The 21,747-nt window shown below is 66.8% G+C and carries 17 protein-coding genes; 6 read left to right on the top strand and 11 right to left on the bottom strand.

Features of this window, described 5'->3' with window-relative positions:
* Positions 1-2: 2 nt before the first annotated feature.
* Positions 3-1,181, top strand: a complete 1,179-nt coding sequence (locus LZC95_07290) for a nuclear transport factor 2 family protein (protein ID WXA96638.1) — start codon at positions 3-5, stop codon at positions 1,179-1,181.
* Between the two features lie 349 nt (positions 1,182-1,530).
* On the opposite strand, the gene rny is transcribed toward LZC95_07290, so the two are convergent.
* Entirely contained in the window at positions 1,531-3,219 is a 1,689-nt protein-coding gene (gene rny / locus LZC95_07285; GenBank protein WXA96637.1) for a ribonuclease Y, read from the bottom strand.
* Positions 3,219-3,776, bottom strand: coding sequence for a 5-formyltetrahydrofolate cyclo-ligase (locus tag LZC95_07280; GenBank protein ID WXA96636.1), 558 nt, complete (start codon positions 3,774-3,776; stop codon positions 3,219-3,221). The genes rny and LZC95_07280 overlap by 1 nt, the downstream gene beginning before the upstream one ends.
* Before the next feature lie 109 nt (positions 3,777-3,885).
* On the opposite strand from LZC95_07280, the gene LZC95_07275 reads away from it, so the two are divergent.
* Positions 3,886-4,761 carry a DNA adenine methylase gene (locus LZC95_07275; protein ID WXA96635.1) on the top strand — a complete coding sequence of 292 codons (876 nt, stop codon included), beginning with the start codon at positions 3,886-3,888 and terminating at the stop codon, positions 4,759-4,761.
* Here LZC95_07275 and LZC95_07270 read toward each other — a convergent pair whose 3' ends face one another.
* The 4 genes from LZC95_07270 to LZC95_07255 are packed head-to-tail and all read right to left on the bottom strand — an operon-like array spanning position 4,762 to position 10,182.
* Positions 4,762-6,900 (bottom strand): DUF4340 domain-containing protein, encoded by a 2,139-nt coding sequence (locus tag LZC95_07270; GenBank protein WXA96634.1) that lies wholly within the window; start codon positions 6,898-6,900, stop codon positions 4,762-4,764.
* A complete protein-coding gene (locus LZC95_07265) occupies positions 6,897-8,471 on the bottom strand; it encodes a GldG family protein (GenBank protein WXA96633.1) in 1,575 nt (524 codons plus the stop codon). The genes LZC95_07270 and LZC95_07265 overlap by 4 nt, the downstream gene beginning before the upstream one ends.
* Entirely contained in the window at positions 8,468-9,217 is a 750-nt protein-coding gene (locus tag LZC95_07260; GenBank protein WXA96632.1) for an ABC transporter permease, read from the bottom strand. The genes LZC95_07265 and LZC95_07260 overlap by 4 nt, the downstream gene beginning before the upstream one ends.
* Positions 9,214-10,182 carry an ABC transporter ATP-binding protein gene (locus LZC95_07255; protein ID WXA96631.1) on the bottom strand — a complete coding sequence of 323 codons (969 nt, stop codon included), beginning with the start codon at positions 10,180-10,182 and terminating at the stop codon, positions 9,214-9,216. Before LZC95_07255 ends, LZC95_07260 begins: the two co-directional genes overlap by 4 nt.
* Positions 10,183-10,235: 53 nt before the next feature.
* On the opposite strand from LZC95_07255, the gene LZC95_07250 reads away from it, so the two are divergent.
* Positions 10,236-11,105 (top strand): formylglycine-generating enzyme family protein, encoded by an 870-nt coding sequence (locus tag LZC95_07250; protein WXA96630.1) that lies wholly within the window; start codon positions 10,236-10,238, stop codon positions 11,103-11,105.
* A gap of 628 nt (positions 11,106-11,733) precedes the next feature.
* On the opposite strand, the gene LZC95_07245 is transcribed toward LZC95_07250, so the two are convergent.
* Genes LZC95_07245 through xseA form a run of 5 tightly spaced genes read right to left on the bottom strand, consistent with a single transcriptional unit; the run spans position 11,734 to position 16,244 of the window.
* Positions 11,734-12,201, bottom strand: a complete 468-nt coding sequence (locus LZC95_07245) for a DUF3293 domain-containing protein (GenBank protein WXA96629.1) — start codon at positions 12,199-12,201, stop codon at positions 11,734-11,736.
* 37 nt (positions 12,202-12,238) lie between these two features.
* The gene (locus LZC95_07240; GenBank protein ID WXA96628.1) at positions 12,239-12,943 is read right to left on the bottom strand and encodes a response regulator transcription factor; all 705 of its coding nucleotides are present in this window, start codon (positions 12,941-12,943) and stop codon (positions 12,239-12,241) included.
* Complete coding sequence (locus LZC95_07235) at positions 12,943-13,911, bottom strand: ATP-binding protein (GenBank protein ID WXA96627.1); 969 nt, start codon at positions 13,909-13,911, stop codon at positions 12,943-12,945. Before LZC95_07235 ends, LZC95_07240 begins: the two co-directional genes overlap by 1 nt.
* 24 nt (positions 13,912-13,935) lie before the next feature.
* The gene (gene aroE / locus LZC95_07230; protein WXA96626.1) at positions 13,936-14,793 is read right to left on the bottom strand and encodes a shikimate dehydrogenase; all 858 of its coding nucleotides are present in this window, start codon (positions 14,791-14,793) and stop codon (positions 13,936-13,938) included.
* Positions 14,790-16,244 carry an exodeoxyribonuclease VII large subunit gene (gene xseA / locus LZC95_07225; protein ID WXA96625.1) on the bottom strand — a complete coding sequence of 485 codons (1,455 nt, stop codon included), beginning with the start codon at positions 16,242-16,244 and terminating at the stop codon, positions 14,790-14,792. The genes aroE and xseA overlap by 4 nt, the downstream gene beginning before the upstream one ends.
* A 108-nt stretch (positions 16,245-16,352) precedes the next feature.
* Between xseA and LZC95_07220 the strand changes: the two genes are divergently transcribed.
* The 3 genes from LZC95_07220 (at position 16,353) to LZC95_07210 (ending at position 21,701) form a co-directional block, all read left to right on the top strand.
* Complete coding sequence (locus LZC95_07220) at positions 16,353-17,870, top strand: acetyl-CoA carboxylase biotin carboxylase subunit (protein WXA96624.1); 1,518 nt, start codon at positions 16,353-16,355, stop codon at positions 17,868-17,870.
* A gap of 54 nt (positions 17,871-17,924) precedes the next feature.
* On the top strand, positions 17,925-20,492 hold the full coding sequence (locus tag LZC95_07215) for a hypothetical protein (protein WXA96623.1): 2,568 nt from the start codon (positions 17,925-17,927) through the stop codon (positions 20,490-20,492).
* Between the two features lie 183 nt (positions 20,493-20,675).
* Positions 20,676-21,701, top strand: coding sequence for a hypothetical protein (locus tag LZC95_07210; GenBank protein WXA96622.1), 1,026 nt, complete (start codon positions 20,676-20,678; stop codon positions 21,699-21,701).
* Positions 21,702-21,747 lie beyond the last annotated feature (46 nt).

Below are 21,747 nucleotides of genomic sequence, written 5' to 3'. Positions count from 1 at the left end.
GGGTGCGGCTGACTTACGTCCTCGGGCTTTCGTTCTCTCTGTTGCTCACGGCCTGCGCAGAGGCGCCTCCGCCCAGGGCGCCTGCGACTCCCGTGGATGCCGAAACGGAGAGGCGGGCCATCGGTGCGATGCTCGACGATTGGCATGACGCAGCCGCAAAGGCCGACGAGGCCCGGTACTTCGGGCACTTCACGAACGACGCGATCTTTCTCGGCACCGACGCCACGGAGCGATGGGATGTCGCCGCCTTTCGCGCCTTCGCGCACCCTTATTTCGCAAAGGGAAAAGCGTGGAGCTTTCGCGCGACGCGCCGCGGAATCACGATCGCGACCGACGGACGGACAGCCTGGTTCGACGAGGATTTGCACACCGGAAACCTGGGTCCCTCGCGCGGAAGCGGGGTGGTCGTGCGCGAGGAAGGGAGATGGAAGATTGCCCACTACGATCTGTCGATTCCCATTCCCAACGAGCGCGTGAAGGACATCGTGGAGCGCATCGCGGCGCCGCCGCCGGTCAAGCTGCGCGATCGCTACGATGCGGCGTACCAAAAGGCGAGCGCGGTGGCGCTGGAGAACGTGGCCGAGGCGGAGAAGCTTCTCGCGGCCTTCGTGCCCGAGGCAAAGTCGCACCCCGACGACGATCTCGAGTTCTGGCTGCACAACGAGCTCACGTGGGTGAAATGGGCGCAGGATGACTTACCGGGCGCACTCGCCGAGGTCGACGCCATGCGCGCGACCTTGGATCATGCGACGTTGCCCGCCAAGCACACGACCGCGCTCCGGCTACACGAGCGCTGGGATCGCGCATACATCCTGCTGGAGATGGCCTTGACCGCCCCTCGCGACAAGCGTGCAAAGGCGCTGGCCGCGGCCAACGAAGCACGTACCTCGTACGAGACACTGGCCAAACAGGAAAACGATCACGACGGCCTCGCGGCCTTGGAGACCTTTTTCGCCGCGCGCCAGGGAAAGACGAAAGAGGCCATCGCCTTCGCGAGGAAGGTGGACATCGCGAAGCGCGAGGACGTGCAGGATCTGTATGTCTTTCAATTGGCTTACGAGGCGGGGGGCGACAAAACTTCGATGGAGGCCGCACGCGCCAAGATTTGCGGGATGAAGAATTATTTGATGCGACCACTCATTCTGAGAAGAGGGGAAAAGGAAGGGTGGAAGTGCAAATAGTGGGGGCTCAATGGCGTGCGGGGGGAGTTGGGGCGCTTCGTGATCGTGAACGTGATCGTGATCGTGACACGTGATCGTGATCCTCTTCGCGCACGCGCACGAGTCACGACCACGATCACGAGAAACGAGCGCGTGCGCGTGCACGACCACGACCACGACCACGACCATGTGAGACGAGCACGACCACGTGATCGTGACACGTGATCGTGATCGTGATCGTGATCGTCTTCGTGCACGCGCACGCGCACGCGCACGCGCACGTGCGTCGTACACGTGATCGTGATCGTGACACGTGATCGTGGCACGTGATCGTGACACGTGCGCGTGCGCGTTCTTCTAGCCGCCGCCTCTATTTCGCGTAATCGATCGCTCTTGTCTCTCGAATGACGGTTACCCGAATCTGGCCGGGGTAACTCATCTCTTTCTCAATTCTCTTCGAGATCTCGCGGGCCAAGAGCACAGCTTCGGCGTCGCTTACCTCGCTGGGTTCGACGATGACGCGCACCTCTCTGCCGGCTTGCAGCGCGTAGGCGCGTTCTACCCCGATGAAGCGGGAGGAGATCTGTTCTAGATCGTGGAGGCGCTTCATGTAGCCCTCGAGGACTTCGCGGCGGGCGCCGGGGCGGGCGCCGCTCAGGGCGTCGGCCGCGGTCACCAAATGCGTGTACACGCTGGTGACCGGCTCGTCTTCGTGGTGCGCCGCAATGGCGTTGATCACGATGGGGTCCTCGCCGTATTTGCGCGCGAACTTACCGCCGATGACCGCGTGTCCGCCCTCCTGCTCGTGGCTCAGGGCCTTGCCGATGTCGTGCAGAAAGCCCGCCCGGCGCGCGATCCGCTCGTCGAGTCCCAACTCGACGGCCATCATGCCCGTGAGAAAACCCGTCTCGGACGAATGCCGCAAAACGTTCTGCCCCAGCGAATACCGGTGGTGCAGACGCCCGAGCAGCTTTTGAATCTCCGGATGCACCTGGAGAACGCCCAGGTCGATCATCGCGCGCTCGGCCATCTGCTCGAGCATCTTCTCCACTTCTTGCTGCGCGCGCGCGACCTCTTCCTCGATGCGCGAAGGCTGGATGCGGCCGTCCTGAACGAGGCGCTCGAGTGCCACGCGCGCGACTTCACGCCGCACGGGATCGAAGCCGCTGATGAGAATCGTCTCGGGCGTTTCGTCGATGATGATGTCCAGCCCGCAAGCCTCTTGCAGCGCGCGGATGTTGCGACCTTCGCGGCCAATGATCCGGCCCTTCATGTCGTCGCTGGGCAAATGCACGGTGGTGACCGCGCGCTCTTGCACGCTCTCGCCCGCGTAGCGCTGGATGGCGATGCCCAAAACGCGCTTGGCGCGGGACTCTGCCTCCGTGCGCGCGGCCTCCTCGATGGCCTTCACCTCGCGGGCCATGTCCTCGCGCACGTCGTGCATCACCTCGGACATGAGCGTTTGCCGCGCCTGTTCGCCGCTCAGCCCCGCCAGCGCCTCCAGCCGCGCGCGGCGCGCGTTCACCAGCTCCGCGGCCTGGCGCTGCATCTGGATGGCGCTCGTCTCCTTCGCCAAGAGCGCTTGTTCCAGCTTCTCGAGCTCCTCTTCCTTCTTTTGCAGGTGCTCTTCTTTTTGGGCAGCCCCTTTTTCCAGAGTCTGCGCGCGCTTTTCCGCGGTCTCGGCATGGCCCTCGGCCTCTTCCACCAGCTTGCGCGCTTCCTCCTTCACCTCTTCGATCGCCCGCAAAGCCATTTCGCGCGCCTCGACGGTGGCGACCTGGCGCGCGGTCTCTGCGTTTTGGCGTGCAGCATCGAGCGAGCGACGCAGTTCCTCCGCCTCGTCGCGCGCGGTTTCCAGTTGCTCGCGCGTTTCGCGCGCCAGCTTGTCGTAGCGCTCCCGCTCCTCGGCGCGGGCCCGGTCAATCCGCGGCTCGCGCTCGCGCACCTCTTGGAGGAAGGCTTCTTGGTACTTCGAACGGGCCAACCCGTAGGCGGCTGCCGCCGCGAGCGCGGTGCCGGAGAGGATCAGATAGAGCGGCTCGACGCTGATCGGCAGCACTAGTCTCCACCCTGCCCGGCGCGAAAAAGGCGCGCGTCGGTCACGACCCAATCGACGGACACGTCGCCTTGGGTCACCGGGACTTCGGAAATGAGCTGAAAATCGAAAGCCACGGCCATGGTCACGGCGGGGGGTGCAAAACGCGGGAGGGCCTGATCATAATAGCCCTTGCCGTAGCCGATACGATACCCCGCCGCGTCGACCGCCAACGCCGGCACCACGATCACGTCGATTTCCCCCGCGGCGGGCACGTAGGCGTCGGCCGGGGGCTCGGCAAAGCCAAAACCGGCCTCCTCGAGGGTGGCCACGTCGCGCACCTCTTTGAAGGTCATGACGAGCGACTCCGGATCGATGGCCGGGTAATAAAGACGCACATTTTTCGCCCGAAGCTCCGCGTCGAGCGCGCGCAGATCGACCTCGTGCCGCGTGGTGATGGGCCAGAAGAGGGCGACCCCGCGGGCCGACCCGAGCTCCGGCCGCTCCCGCAGGCGCGCCACGATGCGCGCGGATCGTTCGGCGCACGCACTCTCGGGCGTGGCCGCCCGGAGGCCGCGCATACGTTTGCGGAGCTCGGCCTTCACACGGCGCCGCAGGACGTCGTCCTGATTATCGGGAAAAGAACCGGGTTCTTTCAAAGCAACGGTTATGGTAACACGCGGTGCCAACGTGCAAGCACTGACGCCGAAGCCGATCGTGAAATGGGCCGGTGGCAAATCGCGCTTGCTTCCTGAATTGCAGAGCAGAGTGCGCGTCGCCCGCGGCGGGATCCGTACGTACGCCGAGCCCTTCGCCGGCGGCGCCGCCCTGTTCTTCGCCCTGGCAGGCGAGCGGCTCGAAGGAAAACGAAAACGGGGCCCTTTCGAACGGGCCGTTTTGTCCGACCGAAACGAAGATTTGGTCGCATGCTACCGTGCCGTACGCGACGATGTAGACTCCGTCATCGAAGCTCTGGGCCAGTACCGGTACGAAGCCGAGCTTTATTACGCAACGCGGGATCTGGACCCGTCGCACATGAGCGACGTGGAGCGCGGCGCACGCCTCATTTTTCTCAATCGCACCTGCTTCAATGGTCTGTGGCGGGTAAACGCGAGCGGAAAATTCAACGTACCCTTCGGGCGGCACGCCAATCCGCGCATTCTCGACAAGGAACGGCTCGAGGCCGCTTCGCGGGCGCTTCAGGGCGTGGACATCGAGGTGGGCGACTTCTGCGAGACCACACGCCCCCTCGGCGAGGGCGACTTCGTCTATTTCGATCCGCCGTACGTTCCCGTTTCGGAGACGGCCGACTTCACGAGCTACGCCTCGGGCGGATTCGGCCCGGACGATCAGGCGCGCCTCGTCGCCGAGTTCAGCGCGCTGCGCGAACGCGGCGTGCGCGCCATGCTCTCCAACGCCGACACCGAAGAGACGCGCGCGCTCTACGCCGACTTTGCGGTGCACGTGGTGCGCGCCCCGCGCCTCATCAACCGCGACGCCACCAAGCGCGGCGAAACCAACGAGCTCCTGGTCCTGAACTGGGGCCGCCGCGGCCTGTTCGAATAGCTAGAACGCGTCCAGGAATGGGTCGAGGCGCTCCTTGGCGACGAGGAACGTCGCATCGATGCCTTCGATGCGTGCAAAGTACACTTTTTGGTCGCGCAGCAAGGTGGCGCGGCCGAAGACGAAACGCGACGTGCGGGGGCCTGCGTCCGTCCCCACGCTGGCGCGCACCTCGAGGGAGGGCGAGCCGAAGCCCTCGTCCGGGCGCGCGGGACCGAGGTGGCTCACCTCCTCGGCGCGCAGCCTGGAGAAGGCTTGGAAGATGGGCTCGGTGCCGGTGAGGCTCTTGTCACCTCGCTTGAGGGTCACCGCGGTGAGCTTGGGCGGATCGATGAAGAAGGCGTTGCGATCGACCAGCGGCCGCGCCGCCATGTCCTTGAGGGCCTTGGGGGCTACGAAGACGGGGGCACGCCCCGCGATTTGCGCATAGACGCCGTTTTCGGCGTCGCGGCCGAGGAGGAGCGATTCGTTGCGCGTGCCGGTCGTGTCCTTGACGCCCACGTCGATGCGGCATCCCTCGGCGAGGCCGAAGGTGCCGTCGTCGGCATCGGCGACCCAGCTTTCGGCCTTGGTGTGGGCCACGGCCTCGAACAGATCGAGCGCGCCGCCGTTGTCCGCCGGGTAGCCTGCGGGCTTGCGCATGATGAACGACGTGCCCTCGCGCACGAGTTCCTGCTCGATGCCGCGCGTGCAGCGGGCGGCCACGGAAGCGACCTCCTTGCCCTCGAGCGGCGGCGTCCAGAGTTCGCGACCGCGCAGTGCGGTCGCACGCGGTTCGAGCTTGCGCTCGAGCTCGCGGTCGATGGCCAAGAGCGCACCGTCGGCGGTGCGCTTCACCAGGAACTCGTCGGCCAGCGACACCGCGCCCGGTACCGCGCGCGACTTCGGCGTGCGATCGAGCTGCACCTCTTCGCGCACCTGGCTCTCCGCGCGCCCGATGACCGCGCGCAGGCGCGGGGTGAACGCCGTCGTTTCCTTGGCGGCATCGATCAACCGCCCCTCGCCGCGCACCAGTTGGCTCACGAGCGTGTTGGCCATCTCGACTTCATCCTTGGAGAGCTCGCGGTCTTCCGGAGAGCGCTCGTGCCAGCCGCTGCCCATGCGCGCCATTTCGAGCTTCGGGCCGCCCGGATCCAGGGACTCGAGGACCAATTCTTCCACCTCGTCGAAGCGGGCCGCGAACAGGTGCTTGTCGGCCAAATCCGCCTTCGGGGTGCCCAATCCATCGAGAACCATTTTGGGCGCACACGCCGAAAGCCGCGTCGGCGAGCGCCGCACGACGATGACGTCTTCCGGGTGCCCCGGGCACACGCCGCCCACGGCGAGTTCGCCCGGGGGCTTGCCCGCGTCCTTCGGCGTCATCACCACGATGACGGGGGTCGTCTGCTCTTGCCCGCGCTCGGCCTCCGCATCGGAAATGAAGACGTCCGCGCGCGTCTCGGCGAGCGCCTTCCACACGCGGTCGATTCCATCGCGCGAGATGCGGCCCTCTTGCGGAGGCGCCCATCGAAAGCTCACCTCGTCGACCCGCTCGATGGCCCACGTTTCGCCGGCCCGGACCTCGAGGCGCCGGAGCGCAATCGAGAGGTACGGCACGATCGTGCGCTCGCGGTACGTATCCGCCGCTTTCAGGAGCTGCGTCACCAAGTCGCGCCCGACGACGAAGGAGCCCTCGCCATCGAGCTGCAAATACGCGGCACCCTCCGGAACCGGCGCCTCGCCACCCAGGGCAAATCGGTAGATCACTTTGCCCATCGCGATGGTTCCGCGCAGGCGCGGCTTGTCGAAATTCTGCCCCTCGGCGCGACGGATCACGTTGCCGCCATCGAGGGCGCCGAGCAGCGCCTCCACGGCGGAAGGCTCCGCGGCGGCAGGCACGGGGGAGGCCATGCGCCAATCGGCTTGCTCCGCTTGCCCCGCTGTGCCGCGCTCCAGCACCAGGTTCTCGCTCGGACCCGTGAGCTCGATGCGCGAGATCTCGTCGCGACGAAACGCCGGAAAAAGCGCGGCACCGCGCTGGTTGCGCTCGGGATCGCTCACCTTGCCGCGATCGACCACGTACGCATAAATCGACACGAGGACCGCCGCGACGATGAAGACGATGGACGTCAGATGCCGGCGTACGCCGCCCTTCACCTTCACGAAGCACCTTTCTTTTGAGACTTGTCGGCCTTGCCCGGCTCGCGGGTGCGGGGGCGCCGTTCGGTCGAGCGCCGCGCCAGCGCCACGGCCACACCGAGGAACGCCACCGCACCGGGCAGCAGCAACAAGACGTAATTGCGCACGTCCGAGCGCTCCGCGTCGCTGATCTTGATCCCCGCGGCCACCTCGGCCTTGGCCGGCACGTCGAGAATCTGCGGCTTGGCCGCGAGCCACGCGATGGCATTCTCCACGAGGATCGCCGCACCGCGGGTGGCCCTCGGCTCGGTCCAATCTTGCTCCTGCATCACGCTGCGCGCTCCGATGACCACCACGCGCGGGCCGTGCGGAGCCGAAGGTCCGATCTTCGCGCGCTCGGAGGCCATGGCCACCACCAGCGGCCCGCCCGGATCCTGCGGCCGCTTGTCCGGCGCATCGGTCCAATCGGCCGCGCCCGCGATGCTGCGCCTCCCGAAGGCCTCGTCGCTGGTCACCAACAGATCGGAGATGGTCGCATCGGCCTGCACCCGGTGGAGCGATCGCGCAATGGCCATCACCACGCGCGGAGGCTGATGCGACGCATCCGCGGGCACGAGCCCCGCCGTCACCGCGTGATCCTTCGGGGTCACCACGAATTGCGCATTTTTCGTCCGCGGAATGGCCAGGCGCGGCGCCATCTCGAAGACGAAGTCCTCGTCCAGCGCAATGCCGAACGGTGCGAGCGCGTCGGCGAGTCCGGGCGGGCTCATGCCGTTTTCGCCCGTGCCATTGATCGGCCCGAGGGTCGCGAGCAAGCTTCCTCCCTCGAGCAGATACGTGCGCAGCCGCGCCTCTTCGTCCTTGGCGAACGGCCCCTGCGGCCGCGCGATGATGGCGACCGCGCAGCCCTTGAAGGGCTCGTACGCGTTGGGCTCGGTGGTGTCGATGGTCACCGGCTCGTAGTTGTTCTTCTCCAGGATGTCGCGAAAGACGCGCAGCCCATCGGGGCCCATCTGCTGGAGCGACAGCTCGCCGTGCCCGGTGGTGAAGCAGATCTTCACCTTCTCGCCACCGAGCACGCTGCGGATCGCACCGGTGATGGCCTGCTCCTCGCGCGGCTTGGCCTGCGTATCCTCGCCCGCCGCCTCGAACATGTCGCCCGGCAGAAGGAACCAATGCCGGTCGCCGCGTGCGACCACCATGATGGCGTCGGTCACGATGCGGCCCTGATCGGTGCGATCGACGTCGATGTTGAAGCGCTTGCGAATGTCCTGCAGCGCCACGAAGTCGCGATCCGGATCGATGTAGTGGATGTCGAGCTTGTCCGTCTCCGCCGTGTAGCTCAAAAGGAGCTGCTTGACGCTCTGCTCGAGCGGATCGCCGCCGCCGAGGAGCACCCAGATCTGCACCGGCTCCTGCAGGTTGCGCAACGTGGAGAGCGTCGCCGTGCTCAAGGTGTAAAGCTTGCCGCTGGTCCAGTCCCAGCGGCGGAAGTGGCGCGCGGCGAGCACGTTGAGCACGATCGCGAGCACCGCGGCCGCGACGATGCCGGCCAGTTGGAGGGATTTGCCCGCGTCGAGGACTCTCTTTTTCATCCCCACCTCCACGCATCGACCACGCGGGCGGTGGCGTAGAGCGGCAGCAGGATCAAGGTTGCGTCGTAGACCAGCCTGCGCGAGTCGACGATGCCGCTGGCAAAGTCGTTCATCTGCGCCCACACCGAAACGTGCGCGCAGATGTCGTGCAGCGTGCTTCCGGCAGGGGTCACGAACTCACCCACGCCCAGGATGAAGAGCACCAGGAGCACGAACGCGGTGCCCACCAGCGCCAGAAACTGCGTGCGCGTGATGGCGCTCATCAAGGTGCCCACGGAGAGGTAGCCCGCGCCCACCAGCACGACGCCGAGGTAGCTCGCCGCCACCACATGCCAATCGACCACGCCCGTGCGCCGCAGAATCACGAGGTAGGCGACGGTCGGCAGCCACATTGCCGCATAGACCGTGAGCGCCGAGAGGTACTTGCCGAGAACGACCGCCGGCGTCGAGACCGGAGCGCTCATCAAGGTCTCGATGGTGCCCGAGCGCCGCTCCTCGGCGAAGAGCCGCATGGTCATGGGCGGCACGAGCAGAAAGAGCACGATGTAGAGAAGCACCGTGTTGCCGAAGAAGGCCTGCAGCGGCGTCTGATCGCCCGCGAGCTCCGGCTGCGACGCAAAATGGTCGATGACCAAGTAGAAGTGCATCCCCTGCACGAGGCAGAAGACGAAGATCTGCACCCACGCGATGGGCGTGACGAAAAAGGCGAAGAGCTCGCGCTTGAAAATCGGCCAGAACCCGCTCACGACGGCTCCTCCGGTGCGGGTCCGCGCGTCAGTTCGGTGAAAACGTCCTCGAGCGAGCTGCCCACCGGCCGCACCTCACGCACGCCGAGTCCCGCAGCCACCAATGCCGAAACGGCGGCCTCGATGGTCTGTTCGATGTCGGCGTCGGGGAGCTTCTTCGCCCATGTGACCTGAAAGCTCGCGGAGTCCTCCTGCTTCGCCGTTGCCTCTTTCACCTTGGCCACGCCCTGGATGGCCTTCAGCACGCGCGCTGCGGCTTGCCCATCGCCGCGCACGGTGATGTCGAGCGCGGTGGGCCGGCGCATTTTGCGGATGTCCGCGGTCTTGCCCTCGGCGAGGAGCTTGCCCTTCGCGATGAGGATCACGCGATCGCAGCTTTGCTCGACCTCGCTCAGGATATGGGTGGACAGGAGCACGGTGTGTTCGCCCGAGAGCCCGGCGATGAGCTCGCGCACTTGCCGGATCTGGTTCGGGTCGAGCCCGGCCGTGGGCTCGTCCAAAATGAGCAGCGGCGGATTCGCCACCAGAGCATCTGCGAGCCCGACCCGCTGGCGGTAGCCCTTGGAGAGCTTGCCGATGAGCGTGTTGGCCACGTCGAAGACGCTGGCCTTCTCCATGGCGTCGTCGACATGAGCGCGGCGCTTGGCGCGGGCCACGCCTTTGAGCTCGGCGCGAAAGGTCAGGTACTCCACGACGCGCATCTCGGGGTAGAGCGGCACGGCCTCGGGCATGTAGCCGACCGAGCGGCGCGCCTCGAGCGAGGCCTCCTCGATGTCGTGCCCGCAAATCTCGACCTTGCCCGACGTCATTCCGAGAAAGCCCGAGAGGATGCGCAACGTGGTGCTTTTGCCGGCGCCGTTGGGGCCCAGAAAGCCGACGATTTGGCCTTTTTCCACGCGAAACGAGACATCGTCCACCGCGACGTGGGACCCGTAGTGCTTGACGAGGTGGGAGACGGAAATCACGGACGGAACCCGATTAGCACGGGTGCCCGCGCTCGTGGTAATCGAGGGGTACGGTGATTTCGGTTCGCGGGCCTGTTCTTGTTGCGCTTTGCGCGGGCTTCGTGGCCATCTTGGCCGGCTCCGCCCCCCTTCGAGCGGAAGACGCGGAGATGCTGCCTGTTCCTGGCGGAACCTTCACCATGGGCGCCGATCGCGGAGGGCAGGACGACGAGCATCCGGCCCACGCGGTCACGTTGAAGCCTTTTCTGCTCGACCGAACCGAGGTCACGCACGCCGCCTACGCGGAATGCGTCGCCGCCCACGCGTGCCGGCCTGCGGATGCGAACATCGCCACCCGCTCGCACGCCGCGCGCGAGTCGCTCTTTCATGGGCCGCGGCAGCCCATCAACGGCGTGAGCTGGGACGACGCGCACGCGTACTGCGCCTGGCGCGGCAAACGCCTTCCGCGCGAGGCGGAGTACGAGCGCGCCATCCGCGGCGACGACGGCCGCAAATTTCCCTGGGGCAACCAGCCGGCCACCCCCGAGCTCACCGTCTTCGGGCGCGATCTCGGGCGCCAAGCCACCGACGACGTGGGGTCGCACCCCAAGGGCAAAGGCCCTTACGGCCACGACGATCTCGCGGGCAACGTGTGGGAATGGATGGAGGACGAGTACGATCCCATCGCGTACACGCGCCCCACGGCCAGTGAGGGCAAGCCGGGAAGCTGCCCCGAGATCCTCGCCGCGCTGAACAAGCTTCGCGAGGAGGGCAAGCAAGGCTTCACGGGGTCGAACCCCATTCCGCGCATCTGCGAGCGCGTTCTACGCGGCGGTGCCTACAACTACGACGGCCCGAGCCTGCGCAGCACCAACCGCGTGCACCACCCGGGCACCTACCGCCTCGTCATGACCGGCTTCCGCTGCGCCAAAGACGGGGCGTAGTCGTCGCCGGGCGGCTCGTTTCTCGGTGCACAGTGAGACTGGAAATCGCATGGCCTCCGACAAAGGGCCCACGACCGGCACGGGGGACAAACGGGTGCGTGATCGCGCATCCGCGCAATCGCACACGTTCTTCTTCTGGACTTCTCTGCCAGACAAAAATGATGAGGGTAGGAAAAGTTCCGGTGGAGCGAGCAGTTGTTTACGCAGCTTCACCCAACGAGGAATTCGGCCACCGGTCCGCGCCCGCTGCGCATCCCGTCACCGCTCCGCATGTTGTTCCCGCCGGCGAGGCTCCCGTAGGAGTGGCTCCTCGCTATCAACGGGCACGTGGAGGGCTGTTGCCTCCCAATCATACCAATGGCAACCCATCATCCTGATCTGCGACCTTGCGGGCGCGGTGTCCGGAACACCGAGCACGAAGGGTCTGACCCGACGCATTGCCATTGCGGTGCCAATCCGCTTCCAGCCGGAAAATGCCCGAACCAAACCGCCTCTCCCTGTCCCGGACACCCACGCCCCTGTCCCGGACACCCACGCCCCTGTCCCGGACACCCACGCCCCTCAGCCGCGGCGCCCACGCGCGACGAATCGTCGTGCTACGACCGAGCGGGGCACGAGCCATTGAAAGCTAGGCCCTGAGGCGCCACGTGCCCACGATGACGCGGCCAACGTCGTCGCACGTGGGATCGGTCACGATCAGCTCGGGGCGGGAGTTGTGGCACACGAGGATCGTGTTCTGGCGGAACACGCGCCCGAAGGCCACGGCCTCGTCGCGATCCATCGCGTGCACCAGCCACGAGGGCTCGCGCCACGTACCATCGGGCTCCTCGTCGTAGCCGACGCACTGCTCGACGCGGTAGCAACCGAGGATGAGCAGGTCGCGCATGACCGTATGGCGGCCTTCGTTCACCTTGCGCGGCAGGAGCATCGAGCGCGGGTTGTACGCCGTGAGGACGGCAAAGGGGCGCGTGAGCAGCTCGGGAAGCATGGAGGGATCCGTCGCGGAGTCTCCATCGAGCGAAACGCGAAGCGGGCCATCGGGCGTGGGCAGCTCGTAAACCGTGGAGATGTACTGACGAAGGAGAGCTTGATCCATCGTCGCCCGGGGATAGCACAGCCTCGCCGAAGGTGCTCTAGCTCGGCGAGAAGCGGTAGCCGACGCCGCGCACGGTTTGGAAGTGCCGCGGGCTCTGGGGATCGGTCTCCAGCTTGGCCCGGAGCTGCTGGACGAAATTGTCGATGGTGCGGGGCGTGCCGTGGTGGTTCGGACCCCACACCTCTTGAAAGATCGCCTCCCGCGTGAGCACGCGGCCCTTGGCGCGAAGCAGGCACACCAGCAGATCGAACTCGGTCGCCGTCACGTCGACAGGCTGGCCGCCCTTGCGAACGCTGCGGGCGCCTTCGTCCACGATCACGTCGCCGAAGGCATGCATCGTGGCCAGGGGCGCCATCGCCCCTCGACGCAGGGCGGCGCGAACGCGCGCGAGCAGCTCGGCCAGGCTGAAAGGCTTGGCCACGTAATCTTCGGCGCCGAGCTCCAGGCCCGTCACCTTGTCCATCTCCGCGGTACGCGCGCTGAGCAAAATGATGGGCATGGTGCGGCCGCTGCGGCGAATGGCCTGCAGCACTTCGAGGCCGTTCATCTTGGGAAGCATGATGTCCAAGATGACCAAATCGGGCTCCTCGCCCTGCGCGAGTTCCAGCCCGCGTTCCCCGTCGTCCGCGAGAAAGACGGTGTAGCCCTCGCTCTCCAGATTGATGCGCAGTCCGAGTGCGATGCTGTGGTCGTCCTCGACGACCAAGACCTTGCGTTGCGTCTTGGGTTGGTTCTCTCGCATCAGCCGGAGACCTCCGCCGCCGGGTGGGCGCCGCTGGTCTTCTTCTTACGCGATCGGCGTGGCGTCGGCAGCACCAAGGTGAAGGTGCTCCCCTTCCCCGGCTCGCTCTCCAGCACGATGCGTCCGCGGTGGGCGCGCACCACGTGCTTCACGATGGCCAGACCGAGTCCGCTTCCCTCGCGCTCGCGCGACAGGCGATCGTCGATGCGGTAAAATTTCTGAAAGATGCGCCGATGCTCCGGGCGCGCAATGCCCGGTCCATTGTCGGTGACCGAAATGGCCACACCGCCCGTGGCTGGCGCATACGCCCGCAGTCGCACGACGGGCGGAGTCCCGCCGTACTTGTGTGCATTGGAGAGAAGGTTCACCACCGCATCGACCAGCGCATCGCGGTCGGCGTGGATCTTCGGCAGATCCGGCTCGAGCTCGCTCTCGAAGTCGATCTTGTCCGTTCGCAGCGCGGAAAAGGCGGACACGGCGTGCTCGAACACCTCGGTCACGCTTTGCTCTCTCAAATGATAGAGGCGCCGCCCGGCCTCCATGCGCCCCCAGTCGAGCAAACGCTCGATGCGGCCGGTGAGGCGTTCGCACTCGCCGAGAAGAAGATCGAGGCACTGGTCGACGGTCCTCTCGTCCTCGCGCGAACGCTCGATGGTCTCGGCGAAAAGGCGGATGGCCGTGAGCGGCGTGCGGAGTTCGTGGCTCACTTTGGAGACGAAGTCGGCTTGCAGCTCGCTCAAGTTGGCCTCACGGCGCACGAACACGAGGACCAAAATGACGCCGGTGACGACGACGGAGACGAACGTCACGGTCAAGATGCCGAGCAGCAAGTTGATGCTGCCCTCGCCGATGAACATCAGGACGAAGCCCAACGTCAGCAGAAGGACGGTGGGGATGATGACCAGGTAAATGAGAAGCTGGACGATCCGCCGGTACCCGAGGCGCTGAAAGTTCTGACCGGTGGACACACGGGGCATTTTACCGCTGCGCTTTCACGAGACGAGGGCCGCGCGCATGACCTCCCGGGGCGCGCGCACACCGAGCCAGAGCTCGAAGGCGAGCGCACCTTGGGCGGTCAGCATGCCGAGTCCATTTTTGACGCGCAGGTTGCGGCCGAAGGCGGCGCGCAAAAACGGCGTTTCCGGCGGCGAATACACGGCATCGAGGGCCACGGCATCGGGCGCGAGGCGGTCCCAATCGACGGCGCCCGAGACCGCTTCCCCAGGTGCAGCGCCCTCCATGCCGCAGCTCGTGGTCTGCACGATGACGTTGAACCCGCCATCGTCTTCGCTCGGTGCGAGCGGCTGCGCACGAAGCAGGGCCGGTGCGCCTGCGCGCATGACCAGCTCGGCGAGCGTGGTTGCGCGCTCCACGGACCGCGCGCGCACGGTGATGAGGCGTACGCCCATGACCGCGAGGGCCACGACGGCCGCACGCGCGGCACCGCCGCTGCCGAGAACGAGGGCCTGCTTTTCGGCCCACCCTTCGGCATCGCGCTCGGGTGCGAGCTCGCGCAACTCCGCGACCAGCGCGGGCACGTCGGTGTTGTGCGCCACGACGGCGCCATTTTCCTGGCGGACCAGCGTGTTGCCGGCGCCCACGGCCCGCGCGCTGGGATCGAGCTCGTCGACGAAGGCGAGCACTCTCTCTTTGTGCGGCACGGTGACGTTCACGCCGTCGTACTTGCCCGCGCGCAGGTCGCGCACGAGGCCTTCGAGCTCGTCCGGCCCCACGCGGACGGCTTCGTACGTGTGCGGCAAGCCGAGGGCGCGGAACGCGGCCCCGTGCATGCGCGGGCTCTTCGAATGCGCCACCGGATCGCCGATGACCGCGAACCTGCGGGTCGTCATGATGTCTCCTCGTTCTCGTCCTTCTCTGGCTGCTCTTCCTCGCTCCGCGCGACGACCTCCGCCTCGAACCGTCCGCGCGAAAGGCGCACGGTGACGCGCTCGCCGATGGATACTTCGTCCGCCGAGCGAAGCGCGTGCCCGTTGGGTAGCGTCGCGATGGCATACCCGCGACCCAGCACTTTGAGCGGGCTCATGGCATCGAGCCGGCCCGCGAGGCCCCCCACGAGCCCCGCGCGCGCGCTCAGAGCCTTGCGTGCAGAATGCACGAGTCTCTGTTCGTAGCGTTCGAGCTCGGTGCGTTCGCGCAGGATGACGCGCCCCGGGTGCTGCGCCGCGAGGCGTGGTTCGATGCGCGCGAGCAGGCCTTTGTGCGCCTCGAGCTCCCGCGCCAGGGCGCGCTGCATGCGGCGGGTGGCTTCATCGAGGGTGCGCTTCTGCGTGGCGATGGCCAGGCGAGGATCGCCCAGCTTGCGCTCGATGCGGCCGAGAAGTACGCGGTCTTCCGTGAGGCGCGCGCGCATGGCGCGATCGAGGCGGGCCCGCGCATGGTCCAAGAGATCGCGCCGGGCGCGCGCGTCGGGCACCACCATTTCCGCCGCCTGCGACGGTGTGGCCGCACGGGCGTCGGCGACGAAGTCCGTCAAGGTGACGTCGACCTCGTGCCCCACCGCGCTCACCACGGGCACGCGGCACGCAGCCACGGCACGCACGACGGATTCGTCGTTGAAGGCGCGCAAGTCGTCGCTGGAGCCGCCGCCGCGTCCCACGATGATGACGTCGACCCCGCGCACCCGCTGCAACATATGCAGCGCGTAGCGGATGGAGCTCTCCGCGGTGGGCCCTTGCACGGTGGCCGGCGCGAGCAAAATGTTCGCGCCGCCGCGCCGGAAGGCGACCTTGCAGATGTCGTGGATCACGGCGCCCGTGGCGCTGGTCACCACGCCGATGATGCGCGGCTCCGCGGGGAGCGGCCGCTTTCGCTCGACGGCAAAGAGCCCCTCGGCCTGTAGCTTTTCCTTGAGCTTCTCCAGAGCTTCGAGCAGCGCGCCCTTGCCATCGGGCTCCACGCGATCGACGACGAACTGCAGCCGCCCTCGAGGCGCCCAATACGTGGGCCTCCCCCGCACGCGCACCCGCGCCCCCTCCGCGAGCAACCGGCGCGCCCTCACGGTGACGTTCGTGCGGTACATGACCGTATCGATCGCCGCCTCTTCGCGCTCGTCCTTCAATGTAAAATACACATGCCCGCTGGGCGCCATCCGCACGCCGGACACCTCGCCCTGCACCCAAATGGGCGCCGCGTGCACCTCCTCCAGCGTGCGCTGCAGCACACGCCCGAGCTCGGCCACCGACACGATCCGCCGCTCCTCCGAAGGGGGCGGAGGCGGGGGCGGCGCTGCCGGGGGCGGAGGCGGCGGCGGCTTCCGACTGAAGTCGAACGGAATGGTCACGTCCCGGCCGAGTCTAGCCGCCCGAGCGCGCGATGTATGCAGCTACCGCTCTTTTGGCCACGAAGACGGTTTTCCGTCGGGCGGGCGGGCGGCTTATAGTGCGCGGCCATGTCCAAGCCGTTTCGCAAGGTCCTGGTCGCAAACCGTGGTGAGATTGCGGTGCGCGTCGTGCGCACGCTTCATGAGATGGGGATTGCGGCGGTGGCCGTTTATTCCGACGTGGATCGGGCGGCGCTCCATGTGAGGGTGGCCGACGAGGCCTATCCCATCGGGCCTGCGCCCGCGGCCGAGAGTTACCTTCGCGTGGACAAGATCGTCGATACGGCCAAGCGCGCAGGCTGCGATGCCATTCATCCGGGGTACGGCTTTCTCAGCGAGAACCCGCTGTTGCCGGAGGCCTGTGAGCAGGCGGGCATCACCTTCATCGGGCCACCGGCCAGCGCCATGCGGCAAATGGGCTCCAAAACGGCGGCGCGGAAACGCATGCAAGATGCAGGCGTTCCCATCGTCCCCGGTGCCTTGTGCGACACCTCCGAAGAGGCCACCGCGGCTGCGAAAAAAATCGGCTTCCCGGTCATGCTGAAGGCGGCATCCGGCGGCGGCGGCAAGGGCATGCGCCGCGTCGACAGCGCCGAGGAAATGGCTTCCGCGTGGGAACGCGCCCGCAGCGAGGCCAAGAAGTTCTTCGGCGACGACACGGTCTACATCGAAAAAGCGATTCTCCTTCCGCGCCACGTCGAGATCCAAGTGCTGGGCGACCGCGAAGGCAACATGGTGCACGTCTTCGAGCGCGATTGCTCGATTCAGCGGCGCAATCAAAAGGTCGTCGAGGAAACGCCCTCGCCCGCCGCGTCGCGCGAACTCGTCGCCCAGATGGGCGCCATTGCCGTGCAGGGCGCCAAGGCGGTGGGCTACCACTCCGCGGGCACCTTCGAGTTCCTCCTCGCGCAGGACGGAAGCTTCTACTTCCTCGAAATGAACACGCGCCTGCAGGTCGAGCATCCGGTCACGGAGCTCATCACCGGCCTCGATCTCGTGCGCGAAATGGTCCTCGTTGCGCAGGGCGAGCCCCTCACCTTCGGCCAGCGCGATCTGGTCGCGCGCGGCGCGGCCATCGAGTGCCGGGTCTATGCAGAAGATCCCGCCACCGGCTTTTTGCCGTCGCCTGGAACCATCGAGCAGCTCGTCGTCCCGGCGGGCCCGGGCGTGCGCGACGATGGCGGTGCGTACCCGGGAAGCGAAATCTCGAGCTACTACGATCCGCTGGTCTCCAAGCTCAGTGTGTGGGCCCCCACCCGCGACCGCGCCATCGCCCGCATGCGGCGCGCCTTGAGCGAATACGTCGTCACCGGCATCCGCACGAACCTGAGTTTCCACGAGAAGCTCCTCGCCCACCCGGATTTCATCGCGGGGCGCTACGACACGGGCTTTCTCGAGCGACACAAGGACAGCCTGCTAGGCTACGCACCCCCGCCCGCCGACCGGAGCCGCGCGGTTGCCGTGGCCGTCGCCATTGCCGCAGCGCGCATGGAGCGGGAAACCGGCGCCAAAGAAGCGGTGGTCGGCGAGCAAGGGTCCCGCCTTGCGCCCTGGGTTGCCCATCACCGGGCACGCCATAACGTCTAGCGCGCCGTTGCCTCTAGCGCCCGCCTCGCGCCTACGATAATCCTGGAGATATCCATGTTTCGCCTTCACGCCAAGCGCGTACTCTTTCCGCTCGCCGTTACTTTGACCCCCATCCTCGCGAGCGCCGCGGGGTGTGACTGGGTCGACAAGGTCGATCACGTTTCGGTGCCCTCCCCCGACGGAGGCGACGCCGGCGCGAACGGCATCGCAAGGTTCCGCCTGGCTGCTGGTGCCACCACGCCGCCGGCCCTTCTCGACGTGCCGTTCCCTAGCGACGTCTATCTCGGCTCGAATGGCCGCATCGGGCCCATCGGAGGCATCGACGCCGTCATTCCCTCGCAGGGAGGCGCCGCCTTCATCGCGAACGACCTTCAGGCCAACAACGGCTTCTCGCGCGTGGCCATGTCGCTCTTCTATGTCGACGATTCGTCGAGCACCGTGGATGGCCAACCGGCCGCCGCCGAAATCGACAAGGCGAGCCTTCCCGCCACGGAGGCCGATTGCAAAGGCGACGCAAGCTCGGTCTTCCTCGTCGACCTGGAGGCCTCCGACGCGGCGCAAGCGCGCATCGGCTGTCGGGCCGCGTTCCACACGAACGAGCGAGCCGGCACGCGCTCATCCATCGCCGTCGGCCCCGCGCGTGGCACCGTTCTCAAGGAAGGGCACAAGTACGCCGCCGTGCTCACCAATCGCGTGAAGCTCGCGTCGGGCAATGCTCTCACCACGAGCCCGGACTTCGACCGAATCCGCAAAGGCGACCGCGCTGGATTGGCCAAGATTTACGGCGAAGCGTACGACAAGGCGAAGAGCGTACTCGGCTCGGCGCTCGGCAGCGCGGAAATCGTTGCCTTGGCACCGTTTACCACGAACAGCATGGCCGACGAGCTGTTCAAGCTTCGCGAGGCCATCGACGCGACGCCGGCGCCGACGCTGGCTTGGACCCAACAGGCCACGGGCCCGCTCAGCGCGGCGCGCTTCGGTGGCACCGGTGCGGCCGAAGGATGGACCGCCACGCTCGACGAGTACTTGGGCACGGTGGCGGACGCGAACAAGCTCCCGGCGCCATTCAGCCAGGACAATCCCTCGACGCACCTCCCCGTGCGTGCGCACGACAAGCTGGCCTCGATCAGCACGGCCGCCTTCGAAGCCGTCTCGTTCCTCCAGGCCAAGAGCGGCGGCTACACCACCCCGGGTCACGCCACCTTCGCGCGCAAAGCCGATGGAACGCTCGACACGTCCGTCTCCTCGAAGGCCCGGATCTGGGTCACCGTCGCGATTCCCAACGCGGAGATGCCGGCCGACGGCTGGCCCGTCGTCATCGTCCAGCACGGTCTCAACAGCTCACGCGATTACATGTTCGCCCTCGCGAACTCGTTCGCCGCGCGGGGCTTCGCCACCGTCGCCATCGACAGCATCACCTTCGGCGCCCGCGGCGTCGCTCCCACCGCGCTCAAAGATGTCACGAGCAGCTACTTCGGCACGAAGGACAACAACGCAACCTGGGGATGCCCGGCCAGCGACACCAGCTGCAACAAGGGCGATGGCTTGCTCGACGGCAGCCAACCTGGGTCGACCGCATTGTTCGGCGGACTAATCAACATTGGCGCCCTGCGCGATCAAATGCGTCAGGCCGCCCTCGACACGACACAACTCGTGCGCGCCCTTCGCGGGATCCCTGCCGCGGGGATCACGGAATTGAAGCGAGCATCGGATGCCGCAGCACCGAAACTCGACACCACGAAAATCGCGTACGTGGGCGACTCGCTCGGCGCCATTCAAGGGGCCACGGCGGCCGCCATCGAACCGAACATCAAGAACTGGGTTCTCAACGTCGGCGGCGGAGGGCTTCTCGTGGAGCTCGCGACGCATTCGCCACGCATCTTCGAGCTGCTCAAGGCGGCCGCGGGCATCAACTTCGGGTTCACCGATGACAAGTTGAGCGAATCGCACCCGCTCATCACCTTGTTGCAGACCATCGCCGACGCGGGCGATCCGCTGAACTATGCCGACCTGCTCATCAAGTCGCCGCGCAGCGTTGGAGGCACACCGGTGCCGCCGCGCAACATCCTCCAGCTCGAAGTCCTCTACGACGAAGTCGTCCCGAACGAGGCGAACGAAGCGCTGGCACGTGCAGGTGGCTGGGGCCTCGCAGCGCCGAACGCGGGCTCCAATGCGGGTATCTCGAACGTCAAGACGCTGACGGGTCGCAACGACCAATTGCTGCCGAACATCGCGGCCACCGAAGGCGTCATCAGCAAGAACATGACGGAAGGTGTCACTGCGGTTGTCGTGCAATCGTCTCCGTCGCAGCACTCCTCCAATTTGGTGTCGGCCGCAACCCGGCGCACCTATGAGGCGCCGTTCGCCCGGTTCGACACCTCGGACCCGTTCCCCAAGTCTTCCGCTGCCGGAGCGGAGGGCTACCTCATCACCCTTGCTCCGCAGTACCTCCAGCTCCAATCGACGGTAGCCACGTTTCTTGCAGACGGCTTCAAGGGCGATGTGCCTCGCGTCGTCACGGACCCGGCCAAAGGTGGCTTCCCGGCGCCCGTCCGCGACATCGACGGCGATAAGCTACCGGACGACACGGATCCGGAGCCGAACGTTCCCGCAAGCAAGTAATTCGTCCGTCGCACGAGAACGCGCCGCGCTTCACTAGCGCGGCGCGCGGTGCGGCGGCGGCGCCCCCCAAAGCTTTTTCGTTTCATCCAACAAGCCAAGGTGGACGGCGGGTGCTAGTTACTTAATGAACGGGCTATCCCGCGCGGCGATGGTGCCGCGGGATCGTTTTGCGGCGAGGGCTTCATGAGGAGTGTCCGAGCGGATCAGCGGTGGCAATGGCCTCTCGGTGAGCCGCCGAACAGCTCGTCCCGGCGACGGGAGTTATCGGTTGCGCTCGCCTTTGTCGCCCTCGGGGCGCTCGGGTGTACGTTGCCGATGGCACCGTTCGACCGCGTCGTACTCATCGGCGTGGCGCTCGGGGGGCTCGTTCGGGTCGCGCAAACGTTGCGCGCGCGAAGGCCGCGTCGCCCGCGCGGTGCCGTTACCGCCGAAGGATCGGCGCTGGTGCGGCTCGAACCTGGAGCCGAGCCAACTGTGTTGGCAGAGTTCCAAGTGCCCTTCGGCATCACCGTGCTGGCCAACCACATGCGAAGCGAGGCCCTCTTGGCCTTCACCACCGCGCACCAGACCCGCTACCAGCGCGTGCGCGTGAGCAGCCCGACCGACGCCCTTGCCGCCCGCGACATGTTGAGCCGCGCCATCACCGTGCCCGATGCCGATGCCGTCGGCTCGCAAGGCGTGGAAAGCGCGATGACCGCCACCCACGCCGCAGAATTGCTCCGCGTCGCCGAGTGCTATGCGCCGCAGTCTTTGCAGCGCATCTACCTCACCGGCTCGCGCGGCGAAAACCTCGTCCTCGATGGCACCAACCTGGAGATCGACGGGCGCACCTTCGATTTGTCGCTGCCACTCGAGTGGCGCGGCTTCATGTTCCACGAGGCGGTCGGCCCCATTGCCACGCTTTACCAAGCCACGTGGATCCGCCAAGGCGGCGTCGAGGTCGTGCTCGTAGCCCCCATGCCCGCGGAAATCACCACGACCCTGCCGCCGGGGGCCGCCGCCGACATGAAGGCGGCCGAGCAGCGCGCCGTCCTTCGCGATCTCAAGCTGATGCAGTCCACACCGGACGCGGCACCGCCCCACGAACTGCGCATCGGCGTCGAGCGGCTGTTCATGTTGCCGCTTCGTCAGGCGCTCGACCGCGCCCCGCGTGCCTCCCGCGCCGGCTTCCCGCCCGTGCGCGCGCTCAATCCCAGCGCGCGCGAATAGAGCGCGAATAGAGCGCGATTCGGCCGACCCGCTCCCCCTGCTTCCG

The sequence above is a fragment of the Sorangiineae bacterium MSr12523 genome (assembly GCA_037157775.1).
GTDB lineage: Bacteria > Myxococcota_A > Polyangia > Polyangiales > Polyangiaceae > Pendulispora > Pendulispora brunnea.
Note: the sequence above shows the minus strand (reverse complement) of the source record. Positions and strands in the feature narration are given on the sequence as shown.

What these genes read in the sequence shown, in the direction of transcription:
- LZC95_07280 (WXA96636.1), bottom strand. Translation starts at nt 3,776, where the DNA reads ATGCGCGGCCTCCGGGCGGCCACGCCCGAGAGTGCGTGCGCCGAACGA.
- LZC95_07245 (WXA96629.1), bottom strand. Translation starts at nt 12,201, where the DNA reads ATGGATCAAGCTCTCCTTCGTCAGTACATCTCCACGGTTTACGAGCTG.
- LZC95_07240 (WXA96628.1), bottom strand. Translation starts at nt 12,943, where the DNA reads ATGCGAGAGAACCAACCCAAGACGCAACGCAAGGTCTTGGTCGTCGAG.
- LZC95_07265 (WXA96633.1), bottom strand. Translation starts at nt 8,471, where the DNA reads ATGAAAAAGAGAGTCCTCGACGCGGGCAAATCCCTCCAACTGGCCGGC.
- LZC95_07220 (WXA96624.1), top strand. Translation starts at nt 16,353, where the DNA reads ATGTCCAAGCCGTTTCGCAAGGTCCTGGTCGCAAACCGTGGTGAGATT.
- LZC95_07210 (WXA96622.1), top strand. Translation starts at nt 20,676, where the DNA reads ATGAGGAGTGTCCGAGCGGATCAGCGGTGGCAATGGCCTCTCGGTGAG.
- LZC95_07215 (WXA96623.1), top strand. Translation starts at nt 17,925, where the DNA reads ATGTTTCGCCTTCACGCCAAGCGCGTACTCTTTCCGCTCGCCGTTACT.
- aroE (WXA96626.1), bottom strand. Translation starts at nt 14,793, where the DNA reads ATGACGACCCGCAGGTTCGCGGTCATCGGCGATCCGGTGGCGCATTCG.